The sequence below is a fragment of the Mesorhizobium sp. M0601 genome, from assembly GCF_040320845.1.
In the GTDB taxonomy this organism is placed as follows: Bacteria; Pseudomonadota; Alphaproteobacteria; order Rhizobiales; family Rhizobiaceae; genus Mesorhizobium.
Window position 1 is genome coordinate 40,025 of record NZ_JAMYQK010000015.1, and the last position, 25,295, is coordinate 65,319.

Here is a 25,295-nt window from a genome sequence, read left to right on the forward strand (position 1 = left end):
AAATTGCGTGGCCTCGGCCTCGATCCTAGCATAAATTGAAGCGACGTCTTGTCGGGGCAGGGGGAGCCAGCATGATATCAAGGACCGTGATGGGCGCCGGAGTTGGGGTTGCCTTGCTTGCTGCCGTCGCCGGCTCTGCTTTCGCCGATGACAGGCTCAAACTCACCGAGCTCAGCCCCGACGGCAAGGACGCCTGCTTCGGCCGCGTCTATGACGCCGCGCATCTCAAGTCGCATCCGCAGCAGAAGGTGACGCGCATCTTCTTCTATTACGGCCGCGATCCGGTCAGCCGGCCGAACGAGGAGCCAAGCACCGGCGTCGATTCCTCCTACAATGGCTTCATGGCGACGACGGCGCGCGGCGCCAAGGCGCCTGAATGGCTTGGCGGCTGGTGCAGTCATGAGTCGGAGGACGGCAAGACCGGCCCGATCCGTTGCGGCATGGACTGCGACCGCACCATGGCTTCGCTGAAGGTCGACGACAAAGGCCGGCTGATCGTCTCGGACGTGCAGCCCGACCTCTATCTCGACGCCGGATCGGAAGACGAGCTCGGCAAGGCGGAGTACGAAAGGCAGGCGCTGGGCAAGGACGATAACGGCTTCAGGCTCGACCCGATGCCGGCCGCCACCTGCAAGGCGGAGTTCGCGCGCATCGACCCGATCGACCCGGCACTTGGCCCGCCATTGCGCGAGCGGCTGAAGCCGGACCAGCCCTTCTGCTACGGACGCGACTACGACGCCGCGCATCTCGGCTCGCATCCCGACCAGCTGACCCAGTCGATCAGGGTTTTCCGCGGAGCGGTCGAGCTGGCGTCTTTCGCCAAAGAGGGCGATCCGGCCAATTGGCCAAGCGGCGCCGATATCGCCGTTTCGGTTACCACGCGGCAGAAATCGGCCAAGGTCACGCAGGTCTATAATTGTCAGGGCGAGGGCGACCAGTGGCGCTGCGCGGCGAGCGCGAAGACGGGTGCTGCGTCCTGTGACATCGCGCAAAGGGAGGTCTTCCTTCGCCGCGGCGCCAACGGCACGATGATGCTGGCCAACCCGAACAGCGGCCTGCCGATCATCGATCTGTGCTCGAAAGCGGCGGAAGGCGACACCAGCTCCGACGACAAGGTCTACCGGCTGGAGCCGATGCAGCAGGCTGCCTGCGGGCTGTAGCAGTTCAGAGACGCGATGCCGGCGGGACAGAGGGGGGTGCTGTCCCGCCGACCTCAAGGTTTTGGATGGCGGCGTCCCGCTATCGCCTCACGCGAACGGCACGGCTGTCGTGCCTTTGGGCAGTTTCGCTTCGTCGTCGGGTTCGACATGGATGATGACCCGCACGGAAGGGATTTCGGCCTGCAGCGCGTCTTCGATGCGGTCGCAGATGACGTGGCTGGCGCCGACCGACATGTCGGCGTCGACGACCAGGTGGAACTCGATGAAGGTGGCGCGGCCGGCGATGCGCGTCTTCAGGTCGTGGACCTCGAGCGCGCCCTTGCAATTGGCCGAGATGATGTCGCGTATGCGGATATGTTCCTGGGTGTCGACGGCGCGGTCCATCAGCCCGTTCATCGACGAGCCGATGACGTGCCAGCCCTGCCACAGGATGTTCAGCGCCACGATCACCGCAAGAGCCGGATCGAGAACCTGCCAGCCGGTCAGCACGGCGCCGACCAGGCCGATGAACACACCGACCGAGGTCGCCACGTCGGTCATGATGTGCCTGCCGTCGGCAACGAGAGCCGGCGATTTTTCGCTTCGGCCGGTGCGGATCAGCGTCATGGCCCAGACGGCGTTGATGACCGTTGCGACGCCATTGACGGCAAGGCCGGTCCATGGCTTTTCCAGCGGCGCAGGATGCTGCCAGGACCACCAGACCTCATTGAGGATCAGCAAGGCGGCAAGCACGATCAGCACGCCTTCGAGGACGGCCGAGAAATACTCGGCCTTGTGGTGACCGAACGGATGGTCCTGGTCGGCTGGCTTGTAGCTGACCTGGATCGCCCAATAGGCGGCGGCAGAGGCAATGACGTTGACGATCGATTCCAGCGCGTCCGAATAAAGCGCGACCGAACCGGTGACGTACCAGGCCACCAGCTTCAGGCCGAGCACGACGCAGGCGACGACGATCGACCAGAAGGCGAGGCTGGCGACCTTCTGCCTGGCGGCGGCTTTGATTTCCGCCGCGGTCACTGGGGAAAAGATCCCAACACTGAGCCCTCGAATTAAGCGGCCTTTTCCTTGGCCTTGCGCGGCAGGTGCGCGACGATGTTCTCGATGATGCGCATGCCGGCATTGTGGCCGAGCGTCATGATCGACTCCGGGTGGAACTGCACTGCGGCGATCGGCTCCTTGCGGTGCTCGAAGGCCATGATGATGCCGTCCTCGGTCTCGGCGGTGACGACAAAACCATCGGGCAGCCGCACCGGATCGGCAAAGATCGAATGATAGCGGCCGACCGTCACCTCCTTGGGCAGGCCGGAGAAGATGATGCCCGGCTTCGACACGCGGATGCGCGACGGCTTGCCATGCATCGGGATGTGCAGTTGGCGCAGCTCACCGCCATAGGCCTCGGCCAGCGCCTGCAGCCCGAGGCAGACGCCGAAGATCGGCAGGTCGCGCGCACGGGCCCGCTTGATGGTGGCGGCGCAGTCGAAGTCCTTCGGCGTGCCGGGGCCGGGCGACAGCACGACCAGGTTTGGCTTCAGCCGGTCGAAGATCTCGTCCGGCACCGGCGTGCGCACCGTCGAGACGTTGGCGCCGGTCTGGCGGAAATAGTTGGCGAGCGTATGGACGAAACTGTCCTCGTGGTCGACCAGCAGGATGTTGACGCCGTCGCCGACACGCGCGGTGCTGCGTTCGGTGCTGGCGGCATTGCCTGATTTGGCGTCGCGGATGGCGGAGAGCATGGCGGATGCCTTCAGTTCGGTTTCGGCTTCTTCTTCCTCGGGAATGCTGTCGAAGAGCAGCGTGGCGCCGGCGCGCACCTCGGCGATGCCGTCCTTGATGCGAATGGTGCGAAGCGTCAGGCCGGTGTTCATGTCACCGTTGAAATTGACCATGCCGATCGCCCCGCCATACCAGGCGCGCGGGCTCTTCTCGTTCTGCTCGATGAAGCGCATGGCCCATAATTTCGGCGCGCCGGTGACGGTGACCGCCCAGGCATGCGACAGAAAGGCGTCGAAGGCGTCCATGCCTTCGCGCAGCCGCCCCTCGATGTGGTCGACGGTGTGGATCAGGCGGGAGTACATTTCGATCTGGCGGCGGCCGATGACGCGCACCGAGCCCGGCTCACAGACCCTCGACTTGTCGTTGCGGTCGACGTCCGAGCACATGGTGAGTTCGGATTCGTCCTTCTTCGAATTGAGCAGCTTCAGGATCTGCTCGCTGTCGGAGATGGCGTCGTCACCGCGCTTGATGGTACCGGAGATCGGGCAGGTCTCGACGCGGCGGCCGTTGACGCGCACGAACATTTCCGGCGAGGCGCCGATCAGATATTCGCCCTCGCCGAGATTGATGAAGAAGGAATAGGGCGAAGGGTTGATGCTCTTCAGCTTGCGGGAAATCTCGGAGGGCTGGGTTTCGCAGCGTTCGTAGAACATCTGCCCCGGCACCACTTCGAACAGGTCGCCGCGCTCGAAGCTCTTCATCGCCTTGCGCACCAGCTTGGCATATTCGCCGGGCTCGTGGTCGCCGCGCGGCGGGATGCGGTCGGCGGTCCTGAACGGCTCGACGATTTCGTCGCGCGGCAGGCCTTCGGTCGAGAAGCCATCGCCGGAATAGTCGTAGCGGTCGGTCCAGGCCTTGGTCGAATAGTGGTCGACGACGAGGATCTCGTCGGGCAGGAACAGCACGAGATCGCGCTGGCTTGGCTTGCGCTCGAGCTTGTAGTCGACCGGATCGAACTGGAAGGCGAGGTCGTAGCCGAAGGCGCCATAGAGGCCGAGATTGGCGTCTTCCTCGGTCTTGAACAAAGCCGTGATGGCGCGCAGCACGGTGAAGACGGAGGGAACGCGGCTGCGTTCCTCTTCAGTGAAGATACGATCGGGCTTGGCGACCTCGAGGCGGATGAGTTTGTTGGACGTCTCGGCGATCGTGACGTCGTCAAGACCGGCAAGCACCGTGCCGATCACCGGCAAAAGCACCTGGCCACGGCTGTTCAAGGCCTCGATGCGCATGGCGCGGCCGTGTGCCGAGATCACCAGCGGCGGATCGATGATGGCGGTGTCCCAGCGCGTATAGCGGCCGGGATATTCGTAATTCGAGGAAAACACGGCGCCGCGGCGCGAATTCAGGCCATCGACATAGCCGTCGATCGCCCCCTCGTAAGGCCGGTCATGGCGCTGGCGGGTAATCGCCACGCCACCCGCCGTGACGAAGCGCTCGGCGCCATTCTCCAGAATTTTCGTCGTCATTGCCGTCTCCATCAGCGTCTTTGGGGCAACGGACCCGGGAATGGCTTGAAAAAACAAATGGCCGCCCGGACATTCCGCTGCGGCCACCCTCTATTGTCACGCGAACGCGTTCGAACAGGCCGCTGTCAGCGAGCCCACCACCAAATGGTCTTGATCGAGCGCATGTTCATGGCGAAATCCATAGCCGCGAAAAGCGGTATGCGCAACAGGTTTGAAAGTCTGTGGGGTGGCTGCCGCTTTCGCAACCCAGCACATGGCCAAGACCGGCAGTCCTGCCTAGACTCTGCGTTGCCCTGGCGCATGTGCCGCCGCGCCAGAGGCTTGCCGAACTCGGCGTCGCCCGCGTGAGCCATGGTCCGGTGCCGTACCGGCAGATGGCCGAATGGCTGGAGGCCAAGGCGCGACAGGCGATTTCGGGGTAGCCTGGCGGGGTGCGTCAGTCCTCCAGCGTTCCCGACCTTGCATCGGCGCTCGTCCGGTCGCCGACCAGCTTCAAGAGGTCTTCGCCGGCGCGAATGATGCGGCGGGAACGCCGCGTCAGGACGAGGCCCGCCTGCGGCGCCAACACTTCCGTGCGGCCGTCGGGCTCGCCGGGCGCGTGGACGATGGTGGCAAGGCGCGCACCCTTGGTAACGCGGTCGCCCGGCTTCACGTCGTAGAGGGCCGCGCCCGAGCGGGGCGCCGGCATCATCTCGATGTTTTCGAGCGGCGCGACGAGCCCAACGAAGCTGCCAGGCGCGGGCAGCGCCTGATCCTGGATGACGCCGCGCGCCACCAGCAGCCGATAGAGCCCTTCGGCATCGGCGCCGGCGAGGGCGCCGTCGACATCGAGTATGCCGCGATATTCGACGGTAGTGGCGACGCGCCGGTGGAGGCGCGCCACGTCGGCCGGGACGTTCTGATACGGCATGATCGAAGCGCCTTCGAAGGTGCCGTCGGGGTCTTCGTGCCACAGCATCACCGCATCGACGCCCATGGCCGCCGCACAGTCCGCCATGGCCGGCCACAGGCTGGTGTGGACGTAAAGATAGGCGAGGCCCTCATCGTCGCAATGCAGGTCGAGCACGATGTCGTGGCCGATGGAGAGCTGCAGCAGCCGCGTCTTCAACCGCTGGTCGACCGTGCCGTGCGCCGGCAGCAGCGTGAGGTCGGGCGCGGCGAGCCGCGGAAAGCCACGGTTGAAATTGGTGCGCGTGCCCAGATGGAAGCGGCCCTGATGGTCGCCGTAGAGATATTGCGCGCGGCCGATCGGATTGGCCCAGGGCACGACGGTCATGTTGCCGGTGATGCGGCCTTCGGCTTCCGCCTTGCTGAGCATCGGCATCAGCGTGTCGATGGCGACGACACCCGGCAATTCGCCGGCATGAAGTGCGGCCTGCAGATAGGCGGAAGGCGCCGTCTTGTCCGTTCCGGCGAAGCGGAAGACGGGGAATTCGTAGGAAACGCCTTCGCTGTCGCCGGCGACGCGTTCGATGGACTTCTGCATGGGATGCCTCCGGGAGAAGAGGCGGAACACATGCCCTTTTGCCGCTGGGCTGTCGATTGGTCCAGCCGCCGCCGCCATGGGCGCACGATTCTACCCGGCCGTCACACCAGCGGCTTGAGTTCCTGGGCGATGGTCGGCAGAAGCTCCGAGACGTTCGGGTGGATGTGCACGGCGCGCGCCAGCGTGCTGACCGGCGCCTTGGCATACATCAGGTCGAGTACGCAGTGCACCGCCTCGTCGCCGCCCGGGCCGAGCACCGAACAGCCGAGGATCTCCCTGGTGTCGGCATCGACCAGGATCTTCATGAAGCCTTGCGTCTCACCTTTTTCGACTGCACGGCTGACGCGGGTCATTGGCCGCTGGCCGACCAAGGCGCGGCGGCCGGATTTCCTTACCGCGGCTTCGGTCATGCCGCAGCGGCCGAGTGGTGGGTCGATATAGAGCGCATAGGCCTCGATGCGGTCGCTGACCTTGCGCGGATCGTTGTCGAGCAGGTTGGCGGCGACGATCTCGTAATCGTTGTACGAGGTGTGGGTGAAGGCGCCCTTGCCGTTGCAGTCGCCCATCGCCCAGATGCCGGGCACGCTGGTGCGCAACTGGTCGTCGACGACGATGAAGCCGCGTTTGTCGACCTCGACGCCGGCTTTGTCGAGGCCGAGATCGTCGGTGTTTGGCGTGCGGCCGAGCGCCAGCAGCACATGCGAGCCGACCGCAGCCGCCTTGCCTGGCGAGAAGGTCACGGCGATTTCGTTGCCTCGCCTGGCGAAGCGGATGTCGTCGGCGCCGAGATGGACGGCAATGGCTTCGTTTTCGAGGATCGACAAAATGGCGTCCGAGACATCCTCGTCCTCGCGACCGATCAGACGCGGGCTTTTTTCGATGACCGTGACTTCGGAACCGAAGCGGCGGAACATCTGCGCGAATTCGAGCGAGACATAGCTGCCGCCGACGACGATGAGATGGCGCGGCAGCACGTCGAGATCCATCATCGAGGAATTGGTCAGGTAAGAGATGCCGTCGATGCCGGGCAGGTCGGGTACCGAGGCGCGCCCGCCGGTGTTGAGGAATATCTTTTCGGCGCTCAGCAGATCGTCGCCGACGCGCACCGTGTTGGCGCTTACGAAGCGCGCATGGCCGCGATAGAGCGTGCATTTGTCCATGCCGGCAATCCAGTCTTCGAGATTGCCGCGGGCGTCGTTGGAGACCTTGTCCTTGCGCGCCTTGATCGCCTTGTAGTTTACGCCGACGGGACCGGACAGCGTCACCCCGTAATCCGCGGCGGAGCGGGCGAGATGCGCGGCATAGGCGCTTGCCACCATCGTTTTGGTCGGCGTGCAGCCGGTGTTGACGCAAGTGCCGCCGACCAGCTTTCGCTCGATCAGCGCCACGCTCATGCCGGCCGCATTCAGCCGGCCGGCGAGCGGTGGGCCGGCCTGCCCGGCACCGACGATAATGGCGTCGAATGTCTTTGCCGTCATGCCACCGCCGCCACGATCAGAAGCCCGCCGACGATCGCCACCGCGTCCTCGATGAAGGCGGCGGGCGGGTCCTTGCCGAAGGCGGCGGCCAGGCGCTTGCGCGCCTCGGCACCGCCCAGCGTGCCGATCACCGCGCCGATGGCGCCGGCGATCAGGCCGCCGATGATGGCGCCGCCGGTGGCGCCGATCAGCGCGCCGGTGAAAGCGCCCAAGACGATGCGCGTGCCGAATTGCTGCGGCACCTTGCGGCTCGGCGCCGAGGGCAGCTGGTCGGTGACCAGTTCGGCGATGGCCAGGATGGTGAAGATGCCGACGGCGATCCAGTGGCCCATGAAGCTCGCCCAGGTGCCGGCGACCGGCAACCAGCCAAGCCAGGCGCCCCAGGCGACCGCGGCGGGCGCGGTCATGGCGCGAAGCCCGGCAACGATGCCAATCAGGAGGGCAAGAATGTACAGCATGATTGATCCCTCGATGGCCGGCTTGGGACATATCCGAGAGGGCAGGCTACCATAGGTCCGGTATTTGACCAGAGGTGGTGTCGCCGCCGGCGCTTCCGTATTTTCACCACTTGTGCTTTGGCAAAGTTGAAACTGGAGTTGCAGCCTTGGCCGGAAGCGAACGCATGAAAATGGCGGCGGGCGAGTGGTATTGCTGCCTTGATCCGGAACTGGAGGCGTTGCGCATCACGGCGCGGGACGCGGTGTTTGAGCACAACAGCCTGCCGCCCCGGCAGCGTCGCGACATCGGGCCTGGATTGCGGACGCTGCTCGGCGCTGCGGGCGAGGGCGCCCGGATCGAGGCGCAGTTCCACTGCGCTTATGGCTTCAACATCTTTCTCGGCGACCGCGTTTTTCTCAATGCCGGCTGCATCATTCTCGATACGGCGCCAGTGCACATCGGCAAGGGAACGCTGCTCGGCCCCAATGTGCAGATCTATTGCGCCGAGCACCACAAGGAGGCTGCCGGGCGACGGGCAGGGCTGGAGATCGCCAAGCCGGTCGAGATCGGCGACAATGCCTGGATCGGCGGCAGTGCCATCATCCTCGGCGGGGTCAGGATCGGCGATGGCGCTATCGTCGGCGCCGGTGCTGTGGTGACGCGCGACGTGGCGGCGAACACCACGGTGGTCGGCAATCCGGCACGCGTAGTCAGCAACAGCTGAGCACCGTGCTTCTGTCGCCGGTCACGTCCTCGTTCTGATGGACATGGGCGGCTGTTTCACTTGGCCGGAGGTGGATGCAACCGTGTGTCGAGCGCAAACGCCTCCTGGGTCTTCATGGCGTATGCCCCTCTGGCGAGGCTCGCGTCGAAGATCAGGTTCCAGCTACGCTGCGATACCGCGCTAGGAATCACCACGAACCGGTGCAGTTGCAGAAGATCGTCGCCAAACGCCTGTTGCCCGGAGCTCGGAATGCCCGGGCGCAACCAATTAGGGTTGGGCACGGCGGCGGGGTCGACGATATGCACATCCGCGACATCGCTGACGATCGCTGCCGTCATGACATGCGCTATCGTGTCGAGCGCCCTGAAGCCCTTATGAACCGCAACCTCGAGGATCGCAGTCGACGGATCGATCGAGCAGTAGACGGCGCGCACGCCCTTGCTGTTCCAGCGTCCGCCCACCCTGTATGCGCCCTCGCCACTATCCCATGTAGACGCAAACGCGACTTGATCGAGGCGCCATCCGATGAGGTCGGAGCCACCAAGCGCCGCCGGCAGCGGCGTCATGCATAAACGCCATATTCAAGCCGTTCCAGATAGTCTTCTACAAGCTCGATCCCCGCCGGCGTCGCCAGAAGGTCGATTGGACGACGCTGGTCGAGCCCAATCGCCGACCGCTCCAGCCATTGCTCTGCCTCCGCCTGCGAACCGAACACGTCGGTCGCTTTCGACAGGATCTCCGCGAACTTCCAGGTTCGTCCGCTCTGGTCCCGACTGAGCGGCTTGGACGGAGCATCCTTGCGGCGCTGGTAGGTGCGCAGGCTCATGCCGACGGCCTTCTCCAGCGAATCGGTCTTCTGGATGAAGACGAGTTGCCCGATAAGATGGTCCAGCGCTGAAGCCGGCAGGCCGTGCAGAAGCAACTCGTGGGCATCCAAAGCGCTGCTGAGGCGCCTTGCCAGAATGCGGCTGCCGCCTAGCAATTTCGCCACCTTCTGAAGTTCATTGTTTTTTGCTGCTGGCGCAGCCTTTTCCAATGCCATCACCACGGCGAGCCTCTTCGCGTCATCTGTCGCTTTAATATATGACAGATGACGCAGAGCCTTTCAAGCACGACAGGATCGAGAGCAGGGCAATCGCTTCGAGAGAAAAGATAGCCGACTCGGGCCAGATGGCAGTCCAACGTCGAGCGCGAGCCGAATTTCACCTCGGCATGTGCGCCACGCGCTCCTCCTGAGCACTCCTCGAGAATTCGCGCCGGTACTGCGCCGGCGAGGTTCTGAGGCGCGCTGCGAAGTGCTGGCGCAGCGAGGTAGCGCTGCCGAAGCCGGCCTCGAAGGCAACCGTGTCCATCGATTTTTCCGTTGCTTCCAGCAGCTGCTGCGCCAGCTGGACGCGCTGGTCGGTCAGCCAGTCGCCGAAACTTGTGCCGATCGTTTTCTGGAAACGGCGCGTGAACGTCCGGCGGGTGAGGCCAGCGAGACCGGCAACGCTGTCCAGACTGTGCGGATCACCCAGGGTTTTGCGCACCGTTTCGAGAGCCTGGGTAAAGCGGTCCGCATTGCCGGTCCTGGCGATGGGACGTTCGATGAATTGCGCCTGCCCGCCCTGCCTATGCGGAGAAAGCACGATCTGCCGGGCAAGGCGAAGTGCCGCCTCGGCGCCGTAACGAGCCCGTACGACGTGCAGGCAGCAGTCGAGCCCGGCGGCGACGCCGGCGGATGTCACGACATCGCCATTGTCGATGTAGAGCACTTCCGGTTCGACGAGAATGTCGGGATAGAGTTCCTGCAGCTGATCCGCGTAGGCCCAGTGCGTCGCCGCTCGCCGCCCCGAAAGCAGTCCGGTCGCCGCAACAGCGAACGTTCCCAAGCACAGTCCGACGATCAGCGCGCCGCGCTCGTGCGCGCCAAGCAACGCGTCGATCAATGCGGCTGGAGGCGAGCTCCCGAGATCCTTCCAGCTTGGCACGATGACGATGTCGGCGTCATTGAGCGCGGAAAGCCCGTGCGGGACGCTGATGGTCAGCCCGGCATCGGTGCGGATCGGCCCGTCCTCAATCGCGCAGACCCGGAAGTCGAAGCGCGGCAGGCCGAGCTCCGTGCGATCCGCGCCGAACACGAGACACGGCACGGAGAGATGAAACGGGCTGATGCCATCGAAGGCGATGGCGGCAACGGCAGCATCGGTCATGGGAGCTCCGGCAACGGGTGAGGCCGATTGTCCCAATTCTTTCGAATAATGTCAATCGGGACACTTTTTGCAATCCGGTGCCGAGCTTATCGTCCGCCCGTCAATGTCCAACGGGAAAGGAAAACCCCATGTCGCAACCAGCCAAAGGCAAAGCTCCACGCCGCGCCCTCATCGTCATCGATGTTCAAAACGACTATGACGGCGGCAACCTCGCCATCCAGCATCCGCCGTTCCGCGACAGCGTCGTCAATGTAGCGCGAGCGATGGACGCGGCCACCGAGGCTGGCGTCAAGGTGGTGGTCATCAAACAGTTGGCGCCGGAAACCTCACCGGTCTTCGCCAAGGGCAGCCATGGCGCCGAGTTGCACCCGGAAATCGCCAGGCGAAACCGTGACCACTACATCGAAAAGAACTTGCCCAGCGCCTTCACCGGCACAGACCTCGAGGAGTGGCTGCGCGCCAACTCTATCGATACGATCACGGTCATCGGCTACATGACGCACAATTGCGACCTGTCGACGGTCATCCACGCCGTGCATATGGGTTTTGAGGTCGAGTTCCTGTCGGACGCAACGGGGTCATTGCCGTACGCCAACAGCGCCGGCTACGCTTCGGGGGAGGAAATCCATCGCGTGGTGACGATCGTCCTGCAGTCGCGCTTCGCTGCCGTTCTCAAGACCGCCGAGTGGATCGATTGTCTGAAGACCGGCGTGGTACCCCAGCACGACACACCCTATGCCTCCAACCAGCGCGCGCTGGCGCGAAGCGCGGCGTAGGAGACTGTTGCGAACAGGCAGAAGGGCGCCGCAGCGTTGCGGCGCCCTTTGCCGTTCGAGCATTGATTATCCCTAAAACAGGCCTTCGATCTGGCCCATTTCGTTCAGGAAAATCTTTTCCGAGGATGGCGCTTTGGGCAGGCCGGGCATGGTCATCACCTCGCCGCAGATGATGACGACGAAGCCGGCGCCGGCAGACAGCCTGACCTCGCGCACCGGCACGGTGTGGCCGGTTGGCGCGCCGCGCAGATTCGGATCGGTGGAGAAGGAATATTGCGTCTTGGCCATGCAGACCGGCAAATGACCGTAGCCGGCGTGCTCCCAGGCGTGGAGCTGGTCGCGCACCGATTTGTCGGCGATCGCTTCGGAACCGCGATAGATGCGCTGGACGATGGTGTTGATCTTCTCGAACAGCGGCATGGCGTCGGGATACAGCGGGGCAAATTGCGACGCGCCGGATTCGGCCAACGCCACGACTCTTTTGGCCAGTTCCTCGATACCGGCCGATCCCTGGGCCCAGTGCTTGCACAGGATCGCCTCTTCGCCCATCGAGGCGACGTAATCCTTCATCGCCTGGATCTCGGCCTCTGTGTCGGAGTAGAAATGGTTGATGGCGACCACAGCCGGCACACCGAACTGGCGGATGTTCTCGATGTGGCGGCCGAGATTCGCACATCCCTTCTTGACCGCCTCGACGTTCTCCTTGCCGAGGTCCTCCTTCTTGACGCCGCCATTCATCTTCATGGCGCGAACCGTGGCGACGATGACCGCCGCGGCGGGCCTCAGGCCGGCCTTGCGGCATTTGATGTCGAAGAACTTTTCGGCACCGAGATCGGCGCCGAAACCGGCTTCGGTGACGACGTAGTCGGCAAGCTTCAGCGCCGTCGTCGTGGCAACGACGGAGTTGCAGCCATGCGCGATGTTGGCGAAGGGGCCGCCATGCACGAAGGCCGGGTTGTTCTCCAGCGTCTGCACGAGATTGGGCTGCATGGCGTCCTTCAAGAGTACGGCCATGGCGCCGTCGGCCTTGAGGTCGCGGGCATAGACGGCCGACTTGTCGCGACGATAGGCGACGATGATGTCGCCGAGGCGCTTTTCCAGATCCTTCAGGTCGGTCGACAGGCACAGGATGGCCATGACTTCCGAGGCGACTGTGATGTCGAAACCGGCCTCGCGCGGGAAACCGTTGGCGACGCCGCCGAGCGAACAGATGATCTCGCGCAGCGACCGGTCGTTCATGTCCATGACGCGGCGCCAGACGACGCGGCGGGTGTCGATGCCGAGCTCGTTGCCCCAGTAGATGTGGTTGTCGATCAGCGCCGACAGCAGATTATGGGCGGTGGTGATGGCGTGGAAATCGCCGGTGAAGTGGAGGTTCATGTCCTCCATCGGCACGACCTGCGCGTAGCCACCGCCGGCGGCACCGCCTTTGACGCCGAAATTCGGTCCGAGCGAAGCCTCACGGATGCAGACGATGGCCTTCTTGCCGAGGCGGTTGAGGCCATCGCCCAAGCCCACCGTCGTCGTCGTCTTGCCTTCGCCGGCCGGTGTCGGGTTGATGGCGGTGACGAGGATCAGCTTGCCATCCTTGTTGCCCTTCACCGACTTGATGAACTCGGCCGAGATCTTCGCCTTGTCGTGGCCGTAGGGCAGAAGATGTTCGCTCGGAATGCCGATCTTCTGGCCGATCTCCTGGATCTGCTTCTTCCTGGCGCCGCGCGCGATCTCGATGTCGGACTTCACTTCGGCCATGGACGACTTCCCTCTGAATTGGACGGATTTGACTAGTGTGGTCGCAAGAATAGCCCGGCATTGCAGGCGCGGGCATGTTCTACCCCTGTCGCTGCCGCGGCGTCAACTTTCATGCAACTATGTTTCCTACGAAGAAAATGCCTCTGCGGCCGGCTGCCCTGCTACAGGTTCTTTTCGCGCCGGTTGCCGCGCCGTATAGAAGCCAGAGCAGGCGCGGTTCCGCCGTCTCAAAACAGCCGCGTAATACGCGAAAAGCGACAGAAGCAACGGCGCAAATTCACCAGCGCCGGCCGTGCGGGACGATCCGCTACTGCGTCAGGACGTTGCTGATCTCGACCATGTTCGAGCGCACCCTGAGTATGTAAAAGCCCATCGTCGTCAGATGTGTCGGCAACAGCCAGCCGTCCTCGCGGCCATTGGCGATGATGAAGGGCTGGATGCGCAGTGCCGAGACGAACTGCGCGTCCATCGTATCCCACAGGTTCTGCAGGTGCTTTTCCTTGATGACGTCCTCGAAGTCGGCCTGTGCGCCCTTCATCAGCCCGTAATAGGCATAGAGCTGGCCATAGGCGAACCAGAAGCGGTCGTCGGCGCGAGTGTCGAACCAGCCATTATTGTGGTTTTCGGCACGCTCCTTGAGGATCGCCGAGGTCGAACCGATGTCGGACGAGATGCGGTCGATATACTGCTTGAGATTGTCGGCGCGGGCATCGAACGTCGCCTGGCAGGCTGCGAGGCGGGCGTTGAAGGAACGCAGCTTGCGCACCGCGTCGCGATAGTAGCTCGGCGTCGGCGTCTTGGGGCCGAACGGGTTCAAGCCGAAATACCAGGTTTCCTCGTCGAACTGCAGATTGCCGCGGGCATCCTGCAGGTCGGCGTCGATCTGCGAGGTGGTGCGGACGCGGCCGAGATTATCGGCAAGCTCGGTCGCCGTGCGCCGCACCGCCTGGTTGATGCCGCGCTGGAACGAAGCCTTGTTGTCCATGAACGGCGTGTGATCCCAGTCGATGCCGAACAGGCCGAGCTTGTAAAGAATCATCGACGACACCCAGGCATTCTGGTTGACGTTGAAGTCGGTCAGGTCGGCCGCAACCTGGGCAATGGCTGAATTTCCGCAGGTCTTGGCCGTGTCGGTGCCGGCGCCGGCGGAAACCTGTTCACCGGCGGAGCTGTTGCGTTTTTCGAACGTGTATTTGTCGACGTAATTCGGGTCGAAATTGTTCCACCACTGGGTGGCGTAGAAGAAGTTGACATAGAGACCGATCAGCACGAGCACAGCCAGGCCGAGCACCGCCTTCAGGATCCAGCCGCGTTGCGTGTACCAGCGCCCCGCCCACAGGAACGGCCACAGGATCGCGCCGATGAGCAGGCCGATGCCGCGGCCAATCCACTGGAAAATCCGGGTGAAGAAACTCACGATCGGATCAAGCATGGCGATGTCACCCCTCAGTCAGTCAAGCCGTAGAGGCGTGTGCGAAACGCCACCTTGTCCTTCAGATATGTGGTTTTCAGAACGTCCACAACATGCGATCGCCAGGCGTCGCTGAAGCCCTCATAGTCCCTGTAGAAGCCCGGCTTGTTGAAGACGTAACGCGAAACGAAGTCCTGCGGCACGAAGTCCGAGATCAGCTGGTTGGTCAGCCAGGCGTCGGCATGGTCCGGCTTGGCGCGGATGACCAGGAAGCGCTGCTGCGGGAACACGTCCTCGATCTTGAGATGGCCGAGCTGGGCGATCTCGCGCTTGGCGGCGTTGAGGAAGGGAAAATTGCCGTCCCTGGTGATCAGATCGGTATGGCCGTGGATCCAGGTCTGCAGCCAGACCTTGTCGACGTCGGTCAGATTGCGGTCGGGATCGGCGTCGCGGATCAGCGCGCGCACCACCATTTCGGCGCGATGCTCGAGATAACCGGAGGTTTCGATCCATGAGGCGCGCGGCAGCTCGATGCGGCCGGTCGAGGCGAGGAACTTGAACACCTTGTCGGCATCGTGGATCGAAAGGTAACTCACCTGCCACGGCCGCGAGCGGCGGAAACCGGGCGCTGCGGGGTCGCTGATCACCGTCGTCACGTCGGGATCGACGAACACATAGAGCCCGCCGAAATGGCTGGTCCAATAGGCATTGTGACGGAAGATCACCTGGTCCGGCACCAGCGCATTCTCGCGGATGTCGCCGCAGACCTTCGCCAGCTCGACCATGTGGGCCAGCATGGCGTTGTCGCGCCAGGCATCCGGCTCCTGCTTCAGCCGGTCGACCAGCTTGCCGAGCTCGGCGGCCTTGCCGAGCACATCCTCGGCCGACAGCACCTTGAACTCGACCTGGTTGATCGACAGCAGGTCCTCGATGTCGTCGACCTTGGGGACCGAATCCTCGATCTCGCCGTAGATGACGTCCTTGATCGTCAGCGCATCGATGGCGCGCTGGTTCTTGGACATGAACTCGTACATCAGCAGCGAGGTGTTGGAGAACGCCGTGTGCACCACCGGCAGGTCGATCTGCGACGGCGTCAGGATGATGAAGCGGCGGTTGACCTCGTTCGGATCGAGGTAGCTGTAGTCGCCGCATTCCTCGGCGACCTGCGGCGAGAAGCCAGTGCGGTCGATCTCGAAGCTTCTCAACTTGGTCGGCTTCAAGCCGAACGCGACCATCGCCTTGTTGTAGCGCTGGATCAGGTGCGGCTCGTCGATCGTCAGCAGCCGGCCGTAGATCAGCTCGTTGTCGCGCAACAGATCGGGTTTCTTGGCCATTATTCCTTCTCCGCGTTCACGGGGAGACGGTGCCCGAAGGGCGGATGAGGGGCGCGAACGCTCCTTCTCCCCTTGTGGGAGAAGGTGGCCGAGCGAAGCTCGGTCGGATGAGGGGTGTTCCAGCTTGACGAATACCCCTCATCCGTCGCCTTCGACGCCACCTTCTCCCACACGGGGAGAAGGTGGCGTCGGCGCATCTCACGCATTCCACAGCCCCTTTTTCTTCAACCCCTCGATCTCGCGGACGGCACGCTCCCGCAGACGGGTGTCGCGGATCATCTTGGTCACCGCCGCATCATCGGACTTGTCGGAATAGCGGAATTCGGAATCCGCATAGCGGTTGATCTCCTGCATGACCATGTCCATCGAGAATGGCCCGCGCAGCTCCTCGATCATCGCTTTCTTGTCGTCGTAACCCTTGTGCATGAAGGCTTCCGGCTTTTCGAACCACTCGTCCGGCAATTCGATGTCCATGGCGCGCATCTTGATGGCATCGGTAACGTTCTTGATGGCGCGGCCGGTAAAGCGCGGCTCGGCATCCTTGATCAAGTGCAGATAGGTGCCGATGTCAGCCATCGTCTTCGGCGCGCCATTCTCCTTCATGTAGCGCTCATAGACCTTCATCAGCCCGTCTTCCTGCGGCTTTTCATGCTCCTCGTAGGCTTCCATCACCGCGCGCTGGATTTCCTGGGCAGCGTAGAGCTTGTGCTCGCCGAGCGGGATCTTGTGGTTCTTGCCGGCGAGCAGAACGAAGATGTCGATGTAGTCGTCGCGGCTCTGCGGGCCATCGACCAGCCAGCGCGCGCCGGCGCGCTGGCGCAATGCGTCGTCGACGTTCTCGGGATAGTTGGAAAACATGCCGAACGAGCAGTTGCCGCGCACCACGGTCGCCGCACCTCCAAAGGCGTCCATCAGGACGCCGGTGATTTCCTGCTGGCCGGCCGAGGCGCGGTCGTCGGACCGGCGTGCCGCCACCTGGTCGATATCGTCGATGGTGCCAAAGCCGATGACGCGCGGGTTCAGCACATTGTTGATGAACTGGCGGCAGTTCTGGCCCGACTTGCCCTGGTAGGAGGAGATCTGGTCGACGCCGAAATTCTCGTAGGCGAAGGGATAGCCGGCGACCTGGCAATAACCATTGAGAAGACCAGCGATCATCTGGATCAAGGTTGTCTTGCCGGTGCCGGGCGCGCCATCGCCGATAAAGGTGAACAGGAAGCCGCCGAGTTCGACGAATGGGTTCAGCTCACGCTCGAAATCGTAGGCCATCAGCATCTTGGCAAGCTTGACCGACTGGTATTTGGCGATGTGGTTGCCGACGACCTCTTCCGGTTTTTTGAAGGTCATCACCAGCGGCTTTGCCCGCTTACCCGGCGCGACGTCGAAGCCGTCAAGGGTAAAATCGTCGACGTCGATGCGGATATGCGCGTTCTCGAACGGACCGATGCCGTCGAAGCGGCCCTTTCGCGCCAACAGCCCGTCGATCGCGACGCGGGCAAAGGCGCGGGCGCGGGTCATCAGGTCGGCATCGTCCTTCGAACCTGCTATCGCCCTGTCGAGCCCGGCCACGATCGACTTCACCGCATCCTGTGGCGTGTCGAACAGAAAGTCCGGCTCGGGCGTGTCGTTCGGCGCCTCGCCGTCGCTGTCGATCAGCTGGAACAAATAGGAGGCAAGGCTGAAGGCGGAGATGTAGGCAGAGGCCGACAGCAGCTTCTTGAAGGTGGCAGCTTCATCGCCTTCGAGCGGCGAGCGGGCGTTTTTCGCCTGCAGACTTTCGAGGTCCGAGCCCTCGGCGAAGACATCCGATATGGCCAGCGCTATCGCTGTGCCGCGCCGGGCGCGAAACAACAGCGTGTGCTGCGGGATGGTCAGCAACTGGTCGTCGGAATGGACGGCGGCGACGGTTTTGGAGAGCTCGACCTCGCGCGTGCGGCGCACCGAGCCGACCGAGACGGTAGAGACGAAGCGGCGGTTGGTGCCGGCAAGCGCGGTGCCGGACTCGCGCGATGGGTCCTCCAGCACGACGATGCGGGTGATGAAACTTTGCGCAGTGGCACGGTGCTTTTCAATTGCCGCTTCCGGGATGGTGGTCAGGCCGGTGTCCATGGAGGATGCTCCGCGATTTGACGGTCAGACGTCGCTGATGACCTGCCCTTTGGACAGGATGTGGACCTTGTAGCCCGAAAAGATCTTCTGCGCCTCGCCGGCGGCATAGAGCGCCTGATAGGCCTCGTGCGGAATCAGCGCATGGTTCTCGTAGTTGGACACGCCTTGCCGCGCGGCCTCGAGATCGTCGGTATTGATGAAGAATTCCTGTGTCGTCTTTTCGCTCGAAAACAGCCCCTTGCGGCCTGGCTTTTCGGCCTTGGAAAAGACCTCCTGGATGGTCCAGGTCAGCAGCCAGGCGTTTTCCGGCTTGCGCACCTTGGCCAGCACTTCGCTCACCGTCGAATTGTTGTCGGTTATCCCTGCAGAATAGAACGGGCCGAGCACGACGCGACGCAGTTGCTTGGGATGCAGCGGCTCGAAATCCTTGTCGAGGTTGACCGCGATGGTCGCCGGCGACAGCGCGTAGGCGGAATTCTTTTCGGTGAAATCGTCGAAACGGTGGGCAAGCTCGGGATTGAGCAAGCCGTCGACCGGCAGCGGAATGTCGATCCTCTCATTAAGTTTGCCGCTGGAGTCGACAAGCTGCCGGATCATGTCGTCCGAGGAATCCTCGACCGTCACCATATAGACAAGCGGCAGGTTGGCGCTGCCGTCGAAGCAGGCCCAGTGGACCAGATAATAGGGGCGCAACGTCTTCGGATTGACCGACACCTTGACCGTCTGGGCCAGCGTGAACGGGCCGAAGGTAGTCTCGCTCTTGACGTCCTCGAGGTAAAGCCGCTCGGCCATCGACTTCTGCAGCGCTTCGGGACATTCCTTGTGGCGCAGGATGAAGTCGGCCATTTCCTCGCGCAGCTCGCTGGCCGAAGGGATGACGGCGAGTCGCGCATCGGCCTGGAGCCGGTCGTTTTCCAGTTCGAGCAGGTTCTGGAAGACCGGGAAACCGCTTTCGGCGCGCGAGATGCGGAACGTCTCGGTGAAGCCCAGCCGGTTGCGCCAGCACGAGAACGACTTGTCGAGCCGCGCAATATATTCGGCGACGACCTTGGCGACGATGCCGTGCCGGTAGAGCGGCGAGCGATCGTCGCGCATGAACACTTCGAGGCCGCCAAGTGCCGCCGCGATCGCCGAGAAATAGCGCGCCGCAGCTTCGTTTTCGGGGGTCATGCTGCCAGCCCTCGGGAGCAGTGCACGTGCAGCAATTACGACTGCACGTAATTTGCCGAATTGTGCTTCTTCATCACATCGTCGAAGCGGCGGGCGAAGGCATCGTCGGCGAGCTTCTTGCGGCGCTGGATGTCGGCGGTGGCGACCATGTTTTTCTCGTGCATTTCAAGCAGATCGCCGATGTGCTTTTGCGAGGCGGCACCAATGCCGGCCATGGTCTCTTCGGCGGTGTTGTCGACCTGGCTGCCCAGCGTGTTGATCTTGTGGGCGACATCCTGTTGGGCGGCGGTCTTCAGCGAATCTTCCAGCGCCTTGTACAGCACGATGCGCTGCTCGGTATCGATGGTCAGCTTGTTGATCAGCGTCGATTGCGCCGCGATCTGGTTGTTGAGCGAATCAACGAAGGTCTGGAACATCGAGGTGTAGCGCTCCAGCGTCTGGCTTTCGGCCAGCAATTCCTGCTCCTTGGCCTGCTTTTCGTTGTATTCCGTGGCCAGTTTCGAGCGTTCGCCTTCAAGCTGCGTGCGCTCCTTCTGGCTGGTCGAGGCGGCGATCTTGTTCTCGATGTCGAGCAGCATCGGGTTGAGTTCTTCGATGCGTTTCTGCACGGTCTCGAGATTGGACATGGTGGTCTTGCGGCGCTCGATCACCTGCGACAGGCTGGCCTCGGAGGTCTTGTAGCGCGTGTCGAGAACCTGCTTCTGCGCCTTGAGGATGCCGACGATGGTGTCGGATTTCGCCAGCAGCTCCTGCAGATTGCCGGCCAGCGACATGTTGCGGACGCGGTCGGTGCGCAGGCGCTGCTTGCGCTGGCTGGAGAAGACACCGACGAAATTTTCCCAGCCGGTGTAGTTCTTCATGCTCTCGAATTCGGCGCCGAAGACGTTGGTGGCGTCCTCGAGGCCGATAATCAGGTCGGCGATATTGCCTTCCATCACCTTCTGCTGCTTCAGCACGTCCTCGATGCGGGCATTCTCGATGTCGAAATTGGCGTCGCCGATCTTCTTGTCGGCGGTGGCGAGCGTGTCGAGCACAGTACCGGACTGCTCGATCTTGGTGCGCATGTCCTCAACGACCTGCTTGGTCTTGGCAATCTCGGCGTCGAAATTCTGCAATGTCGCCATTGGGGCCTCCCGCTTCGGCATCGGTTTCGTTTCGCAAACCGCCGCGAATATATGTGCCGGGTTTGGCGAATGAAAGACGGAAGACATGGGATTACAGGAAAACAAAAGAATTTCAGGAGGCCGACCGCAGGATAGTCAGGCAATGATTACGGTGTAACTGCCGTCCGGTCAGACACCGCTTCAACCGCGGCTGGACTTTAGGTCGGGGAGCGACGCTCAGGGCTTGGGATCGGCCTTGAGGTAGGCGATGACATTGGCGATGTCGTCGTCGCTGGTCAGGCCGGAGAAGGCCATTTTGTTGCCAGGGACCTTCTGCCGCGGCGCGCGCAGGTATTCGGCGAGGTTTGCTTCGTCCCAGACCAGGCCGGCGGCGCCGGCGTCCTTCATCCCCTGCGAGTAGCGGCTGAGATAACTGTCCGCGGTGCCGGCGGTGCGGCCGACGACACCCAGCAGATGCGGGCCGACCTTGTCGTGGTCGCTCGTTGCCTCATGACAGGCCATGCATCTGTTGAAGACTTTCTTGCCGAGAGCGGCATCGCCGTCGGCATGCGCGGCAAGAGCGCCGGCGATGAGGAAAGCAGCGGCAGACGAAATGGCTCGAAGCATGGGAACTCCCCGACGGCTCTGGCTGAGAGGTTCTGAAATAGGAAGCAGGCCTTAAACAAGCGCCGCACGATGGCGCGATTGGCGAACGAATGTCGGCCGGGAGGTCGGATGAAAGCAATAGCGCTGGTCAGGTTTTGGTGAAGCCGATGAAATCGTCGGGCACGGCGCGGCCCATTTCTTCTTCCCAATGGCGGCGGCAGAGCGAGACATAGACATCCTTGCCGATCGCCACCTGTTCGCCCTGTTTCGCCACCTTGCCGTCGGCGCCGAGGCGCACCACCATCGTCGCCTTGCGGCCGCAACGGCAGATGGTGCGCACCTCGCGCAGGTCGTCGGCGATTGCCAGCAGGGTGCGCGATCCGGAAAACAGCTTGCCCTGGAAATCGGTGCGCAGGCCGTAGCACATGACCGGGATGTTCAGCCGGTCGGCGATGCGGGCGAGTTGCCAGACTTGCTCCTCTTCGAGGAACTGGGCCTCATCGATGAAGACGCAATGGACCGTGGCGTGGTCGTGATGCTCGGCGACCCGGGCAAACAGATCGTCGCCGTCGCGGAAAATCTCGGCTTCCCTCTCCAGGCCGATGCGCGACGAGATCAGCCCGGTATCGCCCTTGCGGTAGTGGCCGGCGATGAACAGCATCGTCGTCATGCCGCGCTCGCGGTAATTGTACGAGGCCTGCAACAGCATCGTCGTCTTGCCGGCATTCATCGTCGCATAATGGAAGTACAGCTTGGCCATGCCGTCCTTTTAAGCCGAGTTGCAACAAAGCGGGGAGGGGGAGCGCCTACATTCCACCGGGAAAAGACGACTTCCATCCGGAAAGCGGCGGGCGTGTCGCTGATCGGCCAGCCTGCGCCGTTGTTCGTGATTGCCTTAGTGCTTGAAACCGCAGCAGAATGATGTTTGGCTGACGGAACAAAGGCGGAGATAAACCGTCGCTTCGCTTCACCGAGAACTGAAATGGGAGAATTTTCATGTCGCGTATGAGTTCATTCGTCGCCGGCCTCGGCCTGGCGGCTTTTCTATCCACGACTGGGGCCTTCGCCGGCGATCCGGAAAGCTGCAAGACGATGCGGCTGTCCGATGTCGGCTGGACCGACATCCAGGCGACCACCGGCGTCGCTTCGGTGCTGCTCACGGCGCTCGGCTACGAGCCGCAGGTGATCCAGCTTTCGGTGCCGGTGACCTATGCGTCGCTGAAGAACAAAGACCTCGACGTGTTCCTCGGAAACTGGATGCCGTCGATGACCAACGACATCAAGGACTATGCCGCCGAAGGCTCGGTCGAGACCGTCAGCGAAAATCTCAGCGGTGCCGGCTACGGCATCGTCGTTCCGACCTATGTCGCCGATGCCGGTGTCAAGACGCTGACCGATCTCGGCAAGTTCAAGGACAAGTTCGACGGCAAGATCTACGGCATCGAGGCCGGCAATGACGGCAACCGCATCATCCTCGACATGATCAAGGATCCGAAGACCAATCTCGAAGGCTTCGAACTGGTCGAATCTTCCGAGGCCGGCATGCTCACCCAGGCCGAGCAGTCGATGAAGAACAATGAATGGATCGCCTTCCTCGGCTGGACGCCGCATCCGGTGATGGGCGCCATGAAGATCACCTACCTCGAGGGGATGGGAGATAGCGGCTTTGGTGCTGCCACCGTGCATACCAATGTACGCAAGGGCTACATGAGCGAATGCCCGAACGCCGGCAAGTTCATCGCCAATCTGAAGTTCAACCTCGACATGGAAGGCGAGATGATGGACGCGATCCTGAAGGGCGGCGATGCCAATACGGTCGCGACCGACTGGCTGAAGAAGCACCCGGACGCGGTCGCTCCCTGGATCGCCGGCGTCACCACCTTCGACGGCGGCGATGCGGCGGCTGCGGTGAAAACGGCGCTCGGAAGCTGACCCGACCATCTGGCATGACGAGACAAGGGGCAGCCACGGTAGAAATGGCTGCCCTTTTTCATATCCTGTGACAAGATGACCGTCCGGCGAAGGACGGCGCCGGCAGAAGAGGGGCTAGATGGATCCGATCTCCAAATTCCTGGTCAGTTACAAGATTCCCATCGGGGCATGGGGGAAGGCGTTTTTCGGCTTTCTCACCGACAATTTCGACACCATCTTCAGGGCCTTTTCCAACAGCCTCAACTTCCTGCTCGACGGCATCGTCGACGGGCTGCTGTTGCTGCCGCCGGTTCTGCTGATCGCGCTGATCGCTCTGCTCGCCTATTTCCTGCAGCGCTCGAAAGGCCTGGCTTTGGCGGTATTCATCGGATTGCTGTTCATCCTCAACCAGAACCTGTGGAAGCAGACGGTGGAGACGCTGGTGCTGGTGGTCGCCGCCGCCGCCGTGTCGATGGCCATCGGCGTGCCGCTCGGCATCTGGGCCGCGCACAAGCCGAAGGTGTATCGCGTCATGCTGCCGGTGCTCGACCTGATGCAGACATTGCCGACCTTCGTCTACCTGATCCCGGTGCTGACCCTGTTCGGCCTCGGCAACGCGCCCGGCCTGATCGTCACCATCATCTTCGTCATCCCGACCTCGGTTCGGCTCACCCATCTCGGCGTCACCTCGGTGCCGAAATCGATCGTCGAGGCGGGCGAGGCATTCGGCGCCACCAAGCGCCAGCTGCTGTGGAAGGTCGAGCTGCCTTCAGCGCTGCCGACCATCATGGCTGGGCTGACCCAGTCGATCATGCTGTCGCTGTCGATGGTGGTGTTCGCCGCCCTGATCGGCGCCGGCGGCCTCGGTACGGAAATCAACCGGGCGCTCGGTTCGCGCAGGATCGACCTCGGGCTTGAGGCAGGGCTCGCCATCGTCGTGCTCGCCATCGTGCTCGACCGGATGACGCGCATCGGCGTGGGAGGCAAGAAATGACCGTCGCCGTCGATTTCAGGAATGTCGACATCGTCTTCGGCGCCGACCAGGCAGGCTCGCTGGCGCTGATCGACAGTGGTGCCACCCGAGCCGAGATCCTCGAAAAAACCGGCAACGTACTGGGCTGCGCCGGCGCCAGCCTCACCGTGAACGAGGGCGAGATCTCGGTGCTGATGGGGCTTTCCGGCTCCGGCAAATCGACGCTGCTCAGAGCCGTCAACCGGCTGAACGTCGTCTCGCGCGGCCAGGTGCTGGTCAAGGATGGCGACGGCACGGTCGACGTCGTCACCTGCGACGAGGCGACGCTTCGGCGGCTGCGGCAGAAACAGGTGGCGATGGTGTTCCAGCAGTTCGGCCTGCTGCCGTGGCGCACGGTGGAGGAGAATGTCGGCCTTGGCCTCGAGCTCGCCGGCGTACCCGAAGCCGAGCGCAAGGAGCGGGTGAACAGGCAACTGAAGCTGGTTCATCTCGACCAGTGGTCGAAGAAATATGCGCATGAGCTGTCCGGCGGCATGCAGCAGCGCGTCGGCCTGGCGCGCGCCTTTGCCACCGAGGCGCCGATCCTGCTCATGGACGAGCCGTTCTCGGCGCTCGATCCGCTGATCCGGACCAAGCTGCAGGACGAGTTGCTGCAGCTCCAGGCCGAGCTGAAGAAGACCATCATCTTCGTCAGCCACGACCTCGAGGAGGCGCTGAAGATCGGCACCCATATCACCATCATGGAAGGCGGGCGCATCGTGCAAACAGGCGCGCCGGAAGACATCGTGCTGCGGCCCGCCAACGACTATGTCCGCGACTTCATCGCCAATGTGAACCCGCTCTCGGTGCTGACCGCGTGGAACGTCATGCGCGACCGACGCGACCTCGAACATGGCGAGAACGGCTGGGTGTGGCTCGACCGGCGCAAGACGACGCGTTTCAAGATCGACGAGCATGGGCTGGTGGCGGCGGCCGAGCGCGACGGCAAGCCGGCGGTCTGGGTGTCCTGCGCCGATGTCGAAGCCCAGCCGGAGGAGACGGCTCAGGTATTCTGGGCCAATCCCGGCACCTCGCTGAAGACCGTGATGCTGGCCATGCATCGCTCGCAGACCGCACCCGTCGCGCTATTCGACGAGCAGTCGCGCTTCGTCGGCGCCATCGGCGTCAGGGATGTGTTGAGCGCGGTGCTGCGAAGATAGTTTTTCTCCTTGGGGAGAGAACCAAGACCAAACGCCGAGTTCTGTCGCGCCCCCCTCTGTCCTGTCGGACATCTCTCCCACTTGGGGGGAGATCGGCGGCTTCGCGGACGGCTCTCACATTCCAACGTTTGTAATTGGCGAAATCGGCGATGACGGCCAATCTCCCCACCTGTGGAGGAGGTGTCCAGCAGAACAGAGGGGGCGCGAAGGAACGCCGGCTTAGCCCGATACGCA

At 62.9% G+C, this 25,295-nt stretch carries 22 protein-coding genes; 6 read left to right on the forward strand and 16 right to left on the reverse strand.

Annotation, left to right across the window (positions count from 1 at the left end):
• Positions 1 to 71 precede the first annotated feature (71 nt).
• Positions 72 to 1,160: a hypothetical protein gene (locus NKI41_RS15920; protein ID WP_352683885.1), complete on the forward strand. Its 1,089-nt coding sequence runs from the start codon at positions 72 to 74 to the stop codon at positions 1,158 to 1,160.
• A gap of 87 nt (positions 1,161 to 1,247) precedes the next feature.
• Here the strand turns inward: NKI41_RS15920 and NKI41_RS15925 are convergent, their stop codons facing one another.
• From NKI41_RS15925 to NKI41_RS15945, 5 genes are all read right to left on the reverse strand, one after another.
• Complete coding sequence (locus NKI41_RS15925; protein ID WP_502901212.1) at positions 1,248 to 2,177, reverse strand: cation diffusion facilitator family transporter; 930 nt, start codon at positions 2,175 to 2,177, stop codon at positions 1,248 to 1,250.
• Between the two features lie 32 nt (positions 2,178 to 2,209).
• A complete protein-coding gene (locus NKI41_RS15930; RefSeq protein WP_352683887.1) occupies positions 2,210 to 4,399 on the reverse strand; it encodes an anthranilate synthase in 2,190 nt (729 codons plus the stop codon).
• Between the two features lie 436 nt (positions 4,400 to 4,835).
• Positions 4,836 to 5,885 carry a M14 family metallopeptidase gene (locus NKI41_RS15935; RefSeq protein WP_352683889.1) on the reverse strand — a complete coding sequence of 350 codons (1,050 nt, stop codon included), beginning with the start codon at positions 5,883 to 5,885 and terminating at the stop codon, positions 4,836 to 4,838.
• Positions 5,886 to 5,986: 101 nt separating this feature from the next.
• Positions 5,987 to 7,363 (reverse strand): FAD-containing oxidoreductase, encoded by a 1,377-nt coding sequence (locus tag NKI41_RS15940; RefSeq protein WP_352540983.1) that lies wholly within the window; start codon positions 7,361 to 7,363, stop codon positions 5,987 to 5,989.
• On the reverse strand, positions 7,360 to 7,821 hold the full coding sequence (locus NKI41_RS15945; protein ID WP_352683891.1) for a DUF4126 domain-containing protein: 462 nt from the start codon (positions 7,819 to 7,821) through the stop codon (positions 7,360 to 7,362). The genes NKI41_RS15940 and NKI41_RS15945 overlap by 4 nt, the downstream gene beginning before the upstream one ends.
• A 146-nt stretch (positions 7,822 to 7,967) precedes the next feature.
• On the opposite strand from NKI41_RS15945, the gene NKI41_RS15950 reads away from it, so the two are divergent.
• Positions 7,968 to 8,525 (forward strand): sugar O-acetyltransferase, encoded by a 558-nt coding sequence (locus NKI41_RS15950; protein ID WP_352683893.1) that lies wholly within the window; start codon positions 7,968 to 7,970, stop codon positions 8,523 to 8,525.
• Positions 8,526 to 8,581: 56 nt separating this feature from the next.
• Here the strand turns inward: NKI41_RS15950 and NKI41_RS15955 are convergent, their stop codons facing one another.
• From NKI41_RS15955 to NKI41_RS15965, 3 genes are all read right to left on the reverse strand, one after another.
• A complete protein-coding gene (locus NKI41_RS15955) occupies positions 8,582 to 9,091 on the reverse strand; it encodes an RES family NAD+ phosphorylase (protein ID WP_352683895.1) in 510 nt (169 codons plus the stop codon).
• The gene (gene parS, locus NKI41_RS15960) at positions 9,088 to 9,567 is read right to left on the reverse strand and encodes a type II RES/Xre toxin-antitoxin system antitoxin (RefSeq protein ID WP_352683966.1); all 480 of its coding nucleotides are present in this window, start codon (positions 9,565 to 9,567) and stop codon (positions 9,088 to 9,090) included. The genes NKI41_RS15955 and parS overlap by 4 nt, the downstream gene beginning before the upstream one ends.
• Before the next feature lie 160 nt (positions 9,568 to 9,727).
• On the reverse strand, positions 9,728 to 10,717 hold the full coding sequence (locus NKI41_RS15965; protein ID WP_352683897.1) for a helix-turn-helix domain-containing protein: 990 nt from the start codon (positions 10,715 to 10,717) through the stop codon (positions 9,728 to 9,730).
• A gap of 128 nt (positions 10,718 to 10,845) precedes the next feature.
• Between NKI41_RS15965 and NKI41_RS15970 the strand changes: the two genes are divergently transcribed.
• Entirely contained in the window at positions 10,846 to 11,493 is a 648-nt protein-coding gene (locus NKI41_RS15970) for a cysteine hydrolase family protein (RefSeq protein ID WP_023679515.1), read from the forward strand.
• Between the two features lie 72 nt (positions 11,494 to 11,565).
• Here the strand turns inward: NKI41_RS15970 and NKI41_RS15975 are convergent, their stop codons facing one another.
• The 8 genes from NKI41_RS15975 to NKI41_RS16010 form a co-directional block, all read right to left on the reverse strand.
• Positions 11,566 to 13,245 (reverse strand): formate--tetrahydrofolate ligase, encoded by a 1,680-nt coding sequence (locus NKI41_RS15975; RefSeq protein ID WP_023679514.1) that lies wholly within the window; start codon positions 13,243 to 13,245, stop codon positions 11,566 to 11,568.
• Between the two features lie 307 nt (positions 13,246 to 13,552).
• A complete protein-coding gene (locus tag NKI41_RS15980; protein WP_352450540.1) occupies positions 13,553 to 14,677 on the reverse strand; it encodes a DUF2333 family protein in 1,125 nt (374 codons plus the stop codon).
• Between the two features lie 14 nt (positions 14,678 to 14,691).
• Positions 14,692 to 15,990 carry a DUF6638 family protein gene (locus NKI41_RS15985; protein ID WP_352683898.1) on the reverse strand — a complete coding sequence of 433 codons (1,299 nt, stop codon included), beginning with the start codon at positions 15,988 to 15,990 and terminating at the stop codon, positions 14,692 to 14,694.
• Between the two features lie 198 nt (positions 15,991 to 16,188).
• The gene (locus NKI41_RS15990) at positions 16,189 to 18,099 is read right to left on the reverse strand and encodes an AAA family ATPase (protein WP_352683900.1); all 1,911 of its coding nucleotides are present in this window, start codon (positions 18,097 to 18,099) and stop codon (positions 16,189 to 16,191) included.
• Positions 18,100 to 18,123: 24 nt separating this feature from the next.
• Positions 18,124 to 19,269 (reverse strand): hypothetical protein, encoded by a 1,146-nt coding sequence (locus tag NKI41_RS15995; protein WP_352540989.1) that lies wholly within the window; start codon positions 19,267 to 19,269, stop codon positions 18,124 to 18,126.
• Positions 19,270 to 19,304: 35 nt separating this feature from the next.
• A complete protein-coding gene (locus NKI41_RS16000) occupies positions 19,305 to 20,393 on the reverse strand; it encodes a hypothetical protein (protein WP_352450536.1) in 1,089 nt (362 codons plus the stop codon).
• A 216-nt stretch (positions 20,394 to 20,609) separates the two neighbouring features.
• Positions 20,610 to 20,999, reverse strand: coding sequence for a c-type cytochrome (locus NKI41_RS16005; protein ID WP_023679507.1), 390 nt, complete (start codon positions 20,997 to 20,999; stop codon positions 20,610 to 20,612).
• A 127-nt stretch (positions 21,000 to 21,126) separates the two neighbouring features.
• Positions 21,127 to 21,738, reverse strand: a complete 612-nt coding sequence (locus NKI41_RS16010) for a thymidine kinase (protein ID WP_352683903.1) — start codon at positions 21,736 to 21,738, stop codon at positions 21,127 to 21,129.
• 236 nt (positions 21,739 to 21,974) lie between these two features.
• On the opposite strand from NKI41_RS16010, the gene NKI41_RS16015 reads away from it, so the two are divergent.
• From NKI41_RS16015 to choV, 3 genes are all read left to right on the forward strand, one after another.
• On the forward strand, positions 21,975 to 22,910 hold the full coding sequence (locus NKI41_RS16015; RefSeq protein ID WP_352683905.1) for a choline ABC transporter substrate-binding protein: 936 nt from the start codon (positions 21,975 to 21,977) through the stop codon (positions 22,908 to 22,910).
• Positions 22,911 to 23,028: 118 nt separating this feature from the next.
• Positions 23,029 to 23,883: a choline ABC transporter permease subunit gene (choW, locus tag NKI41_RS16020; protein ID WP_254819158.1), complete on the forward strand. Its 855-nt coding sequence runs from the start codon at positions 23,029 to 23,031 to the stop codon at positions 23,881 to 23,883.
• On the forward strand, positions 23,880 to 25,061 hold the full coding sequence (choV, locus tag NKI41_RS16025) for a choline ABC transporter ATP-binding protein (RefSeq protein WP_352683907.1): 1,182 nt from the start codon (positions 23,880 to 23,882) through the stop codon (positions 25,059 to 25,061). Before choW ends, choV begins: the two co-directional genes overlap by 4 nt.
• Positions 25,062 to 25,295: the final 234 nt, after the last annotated feature.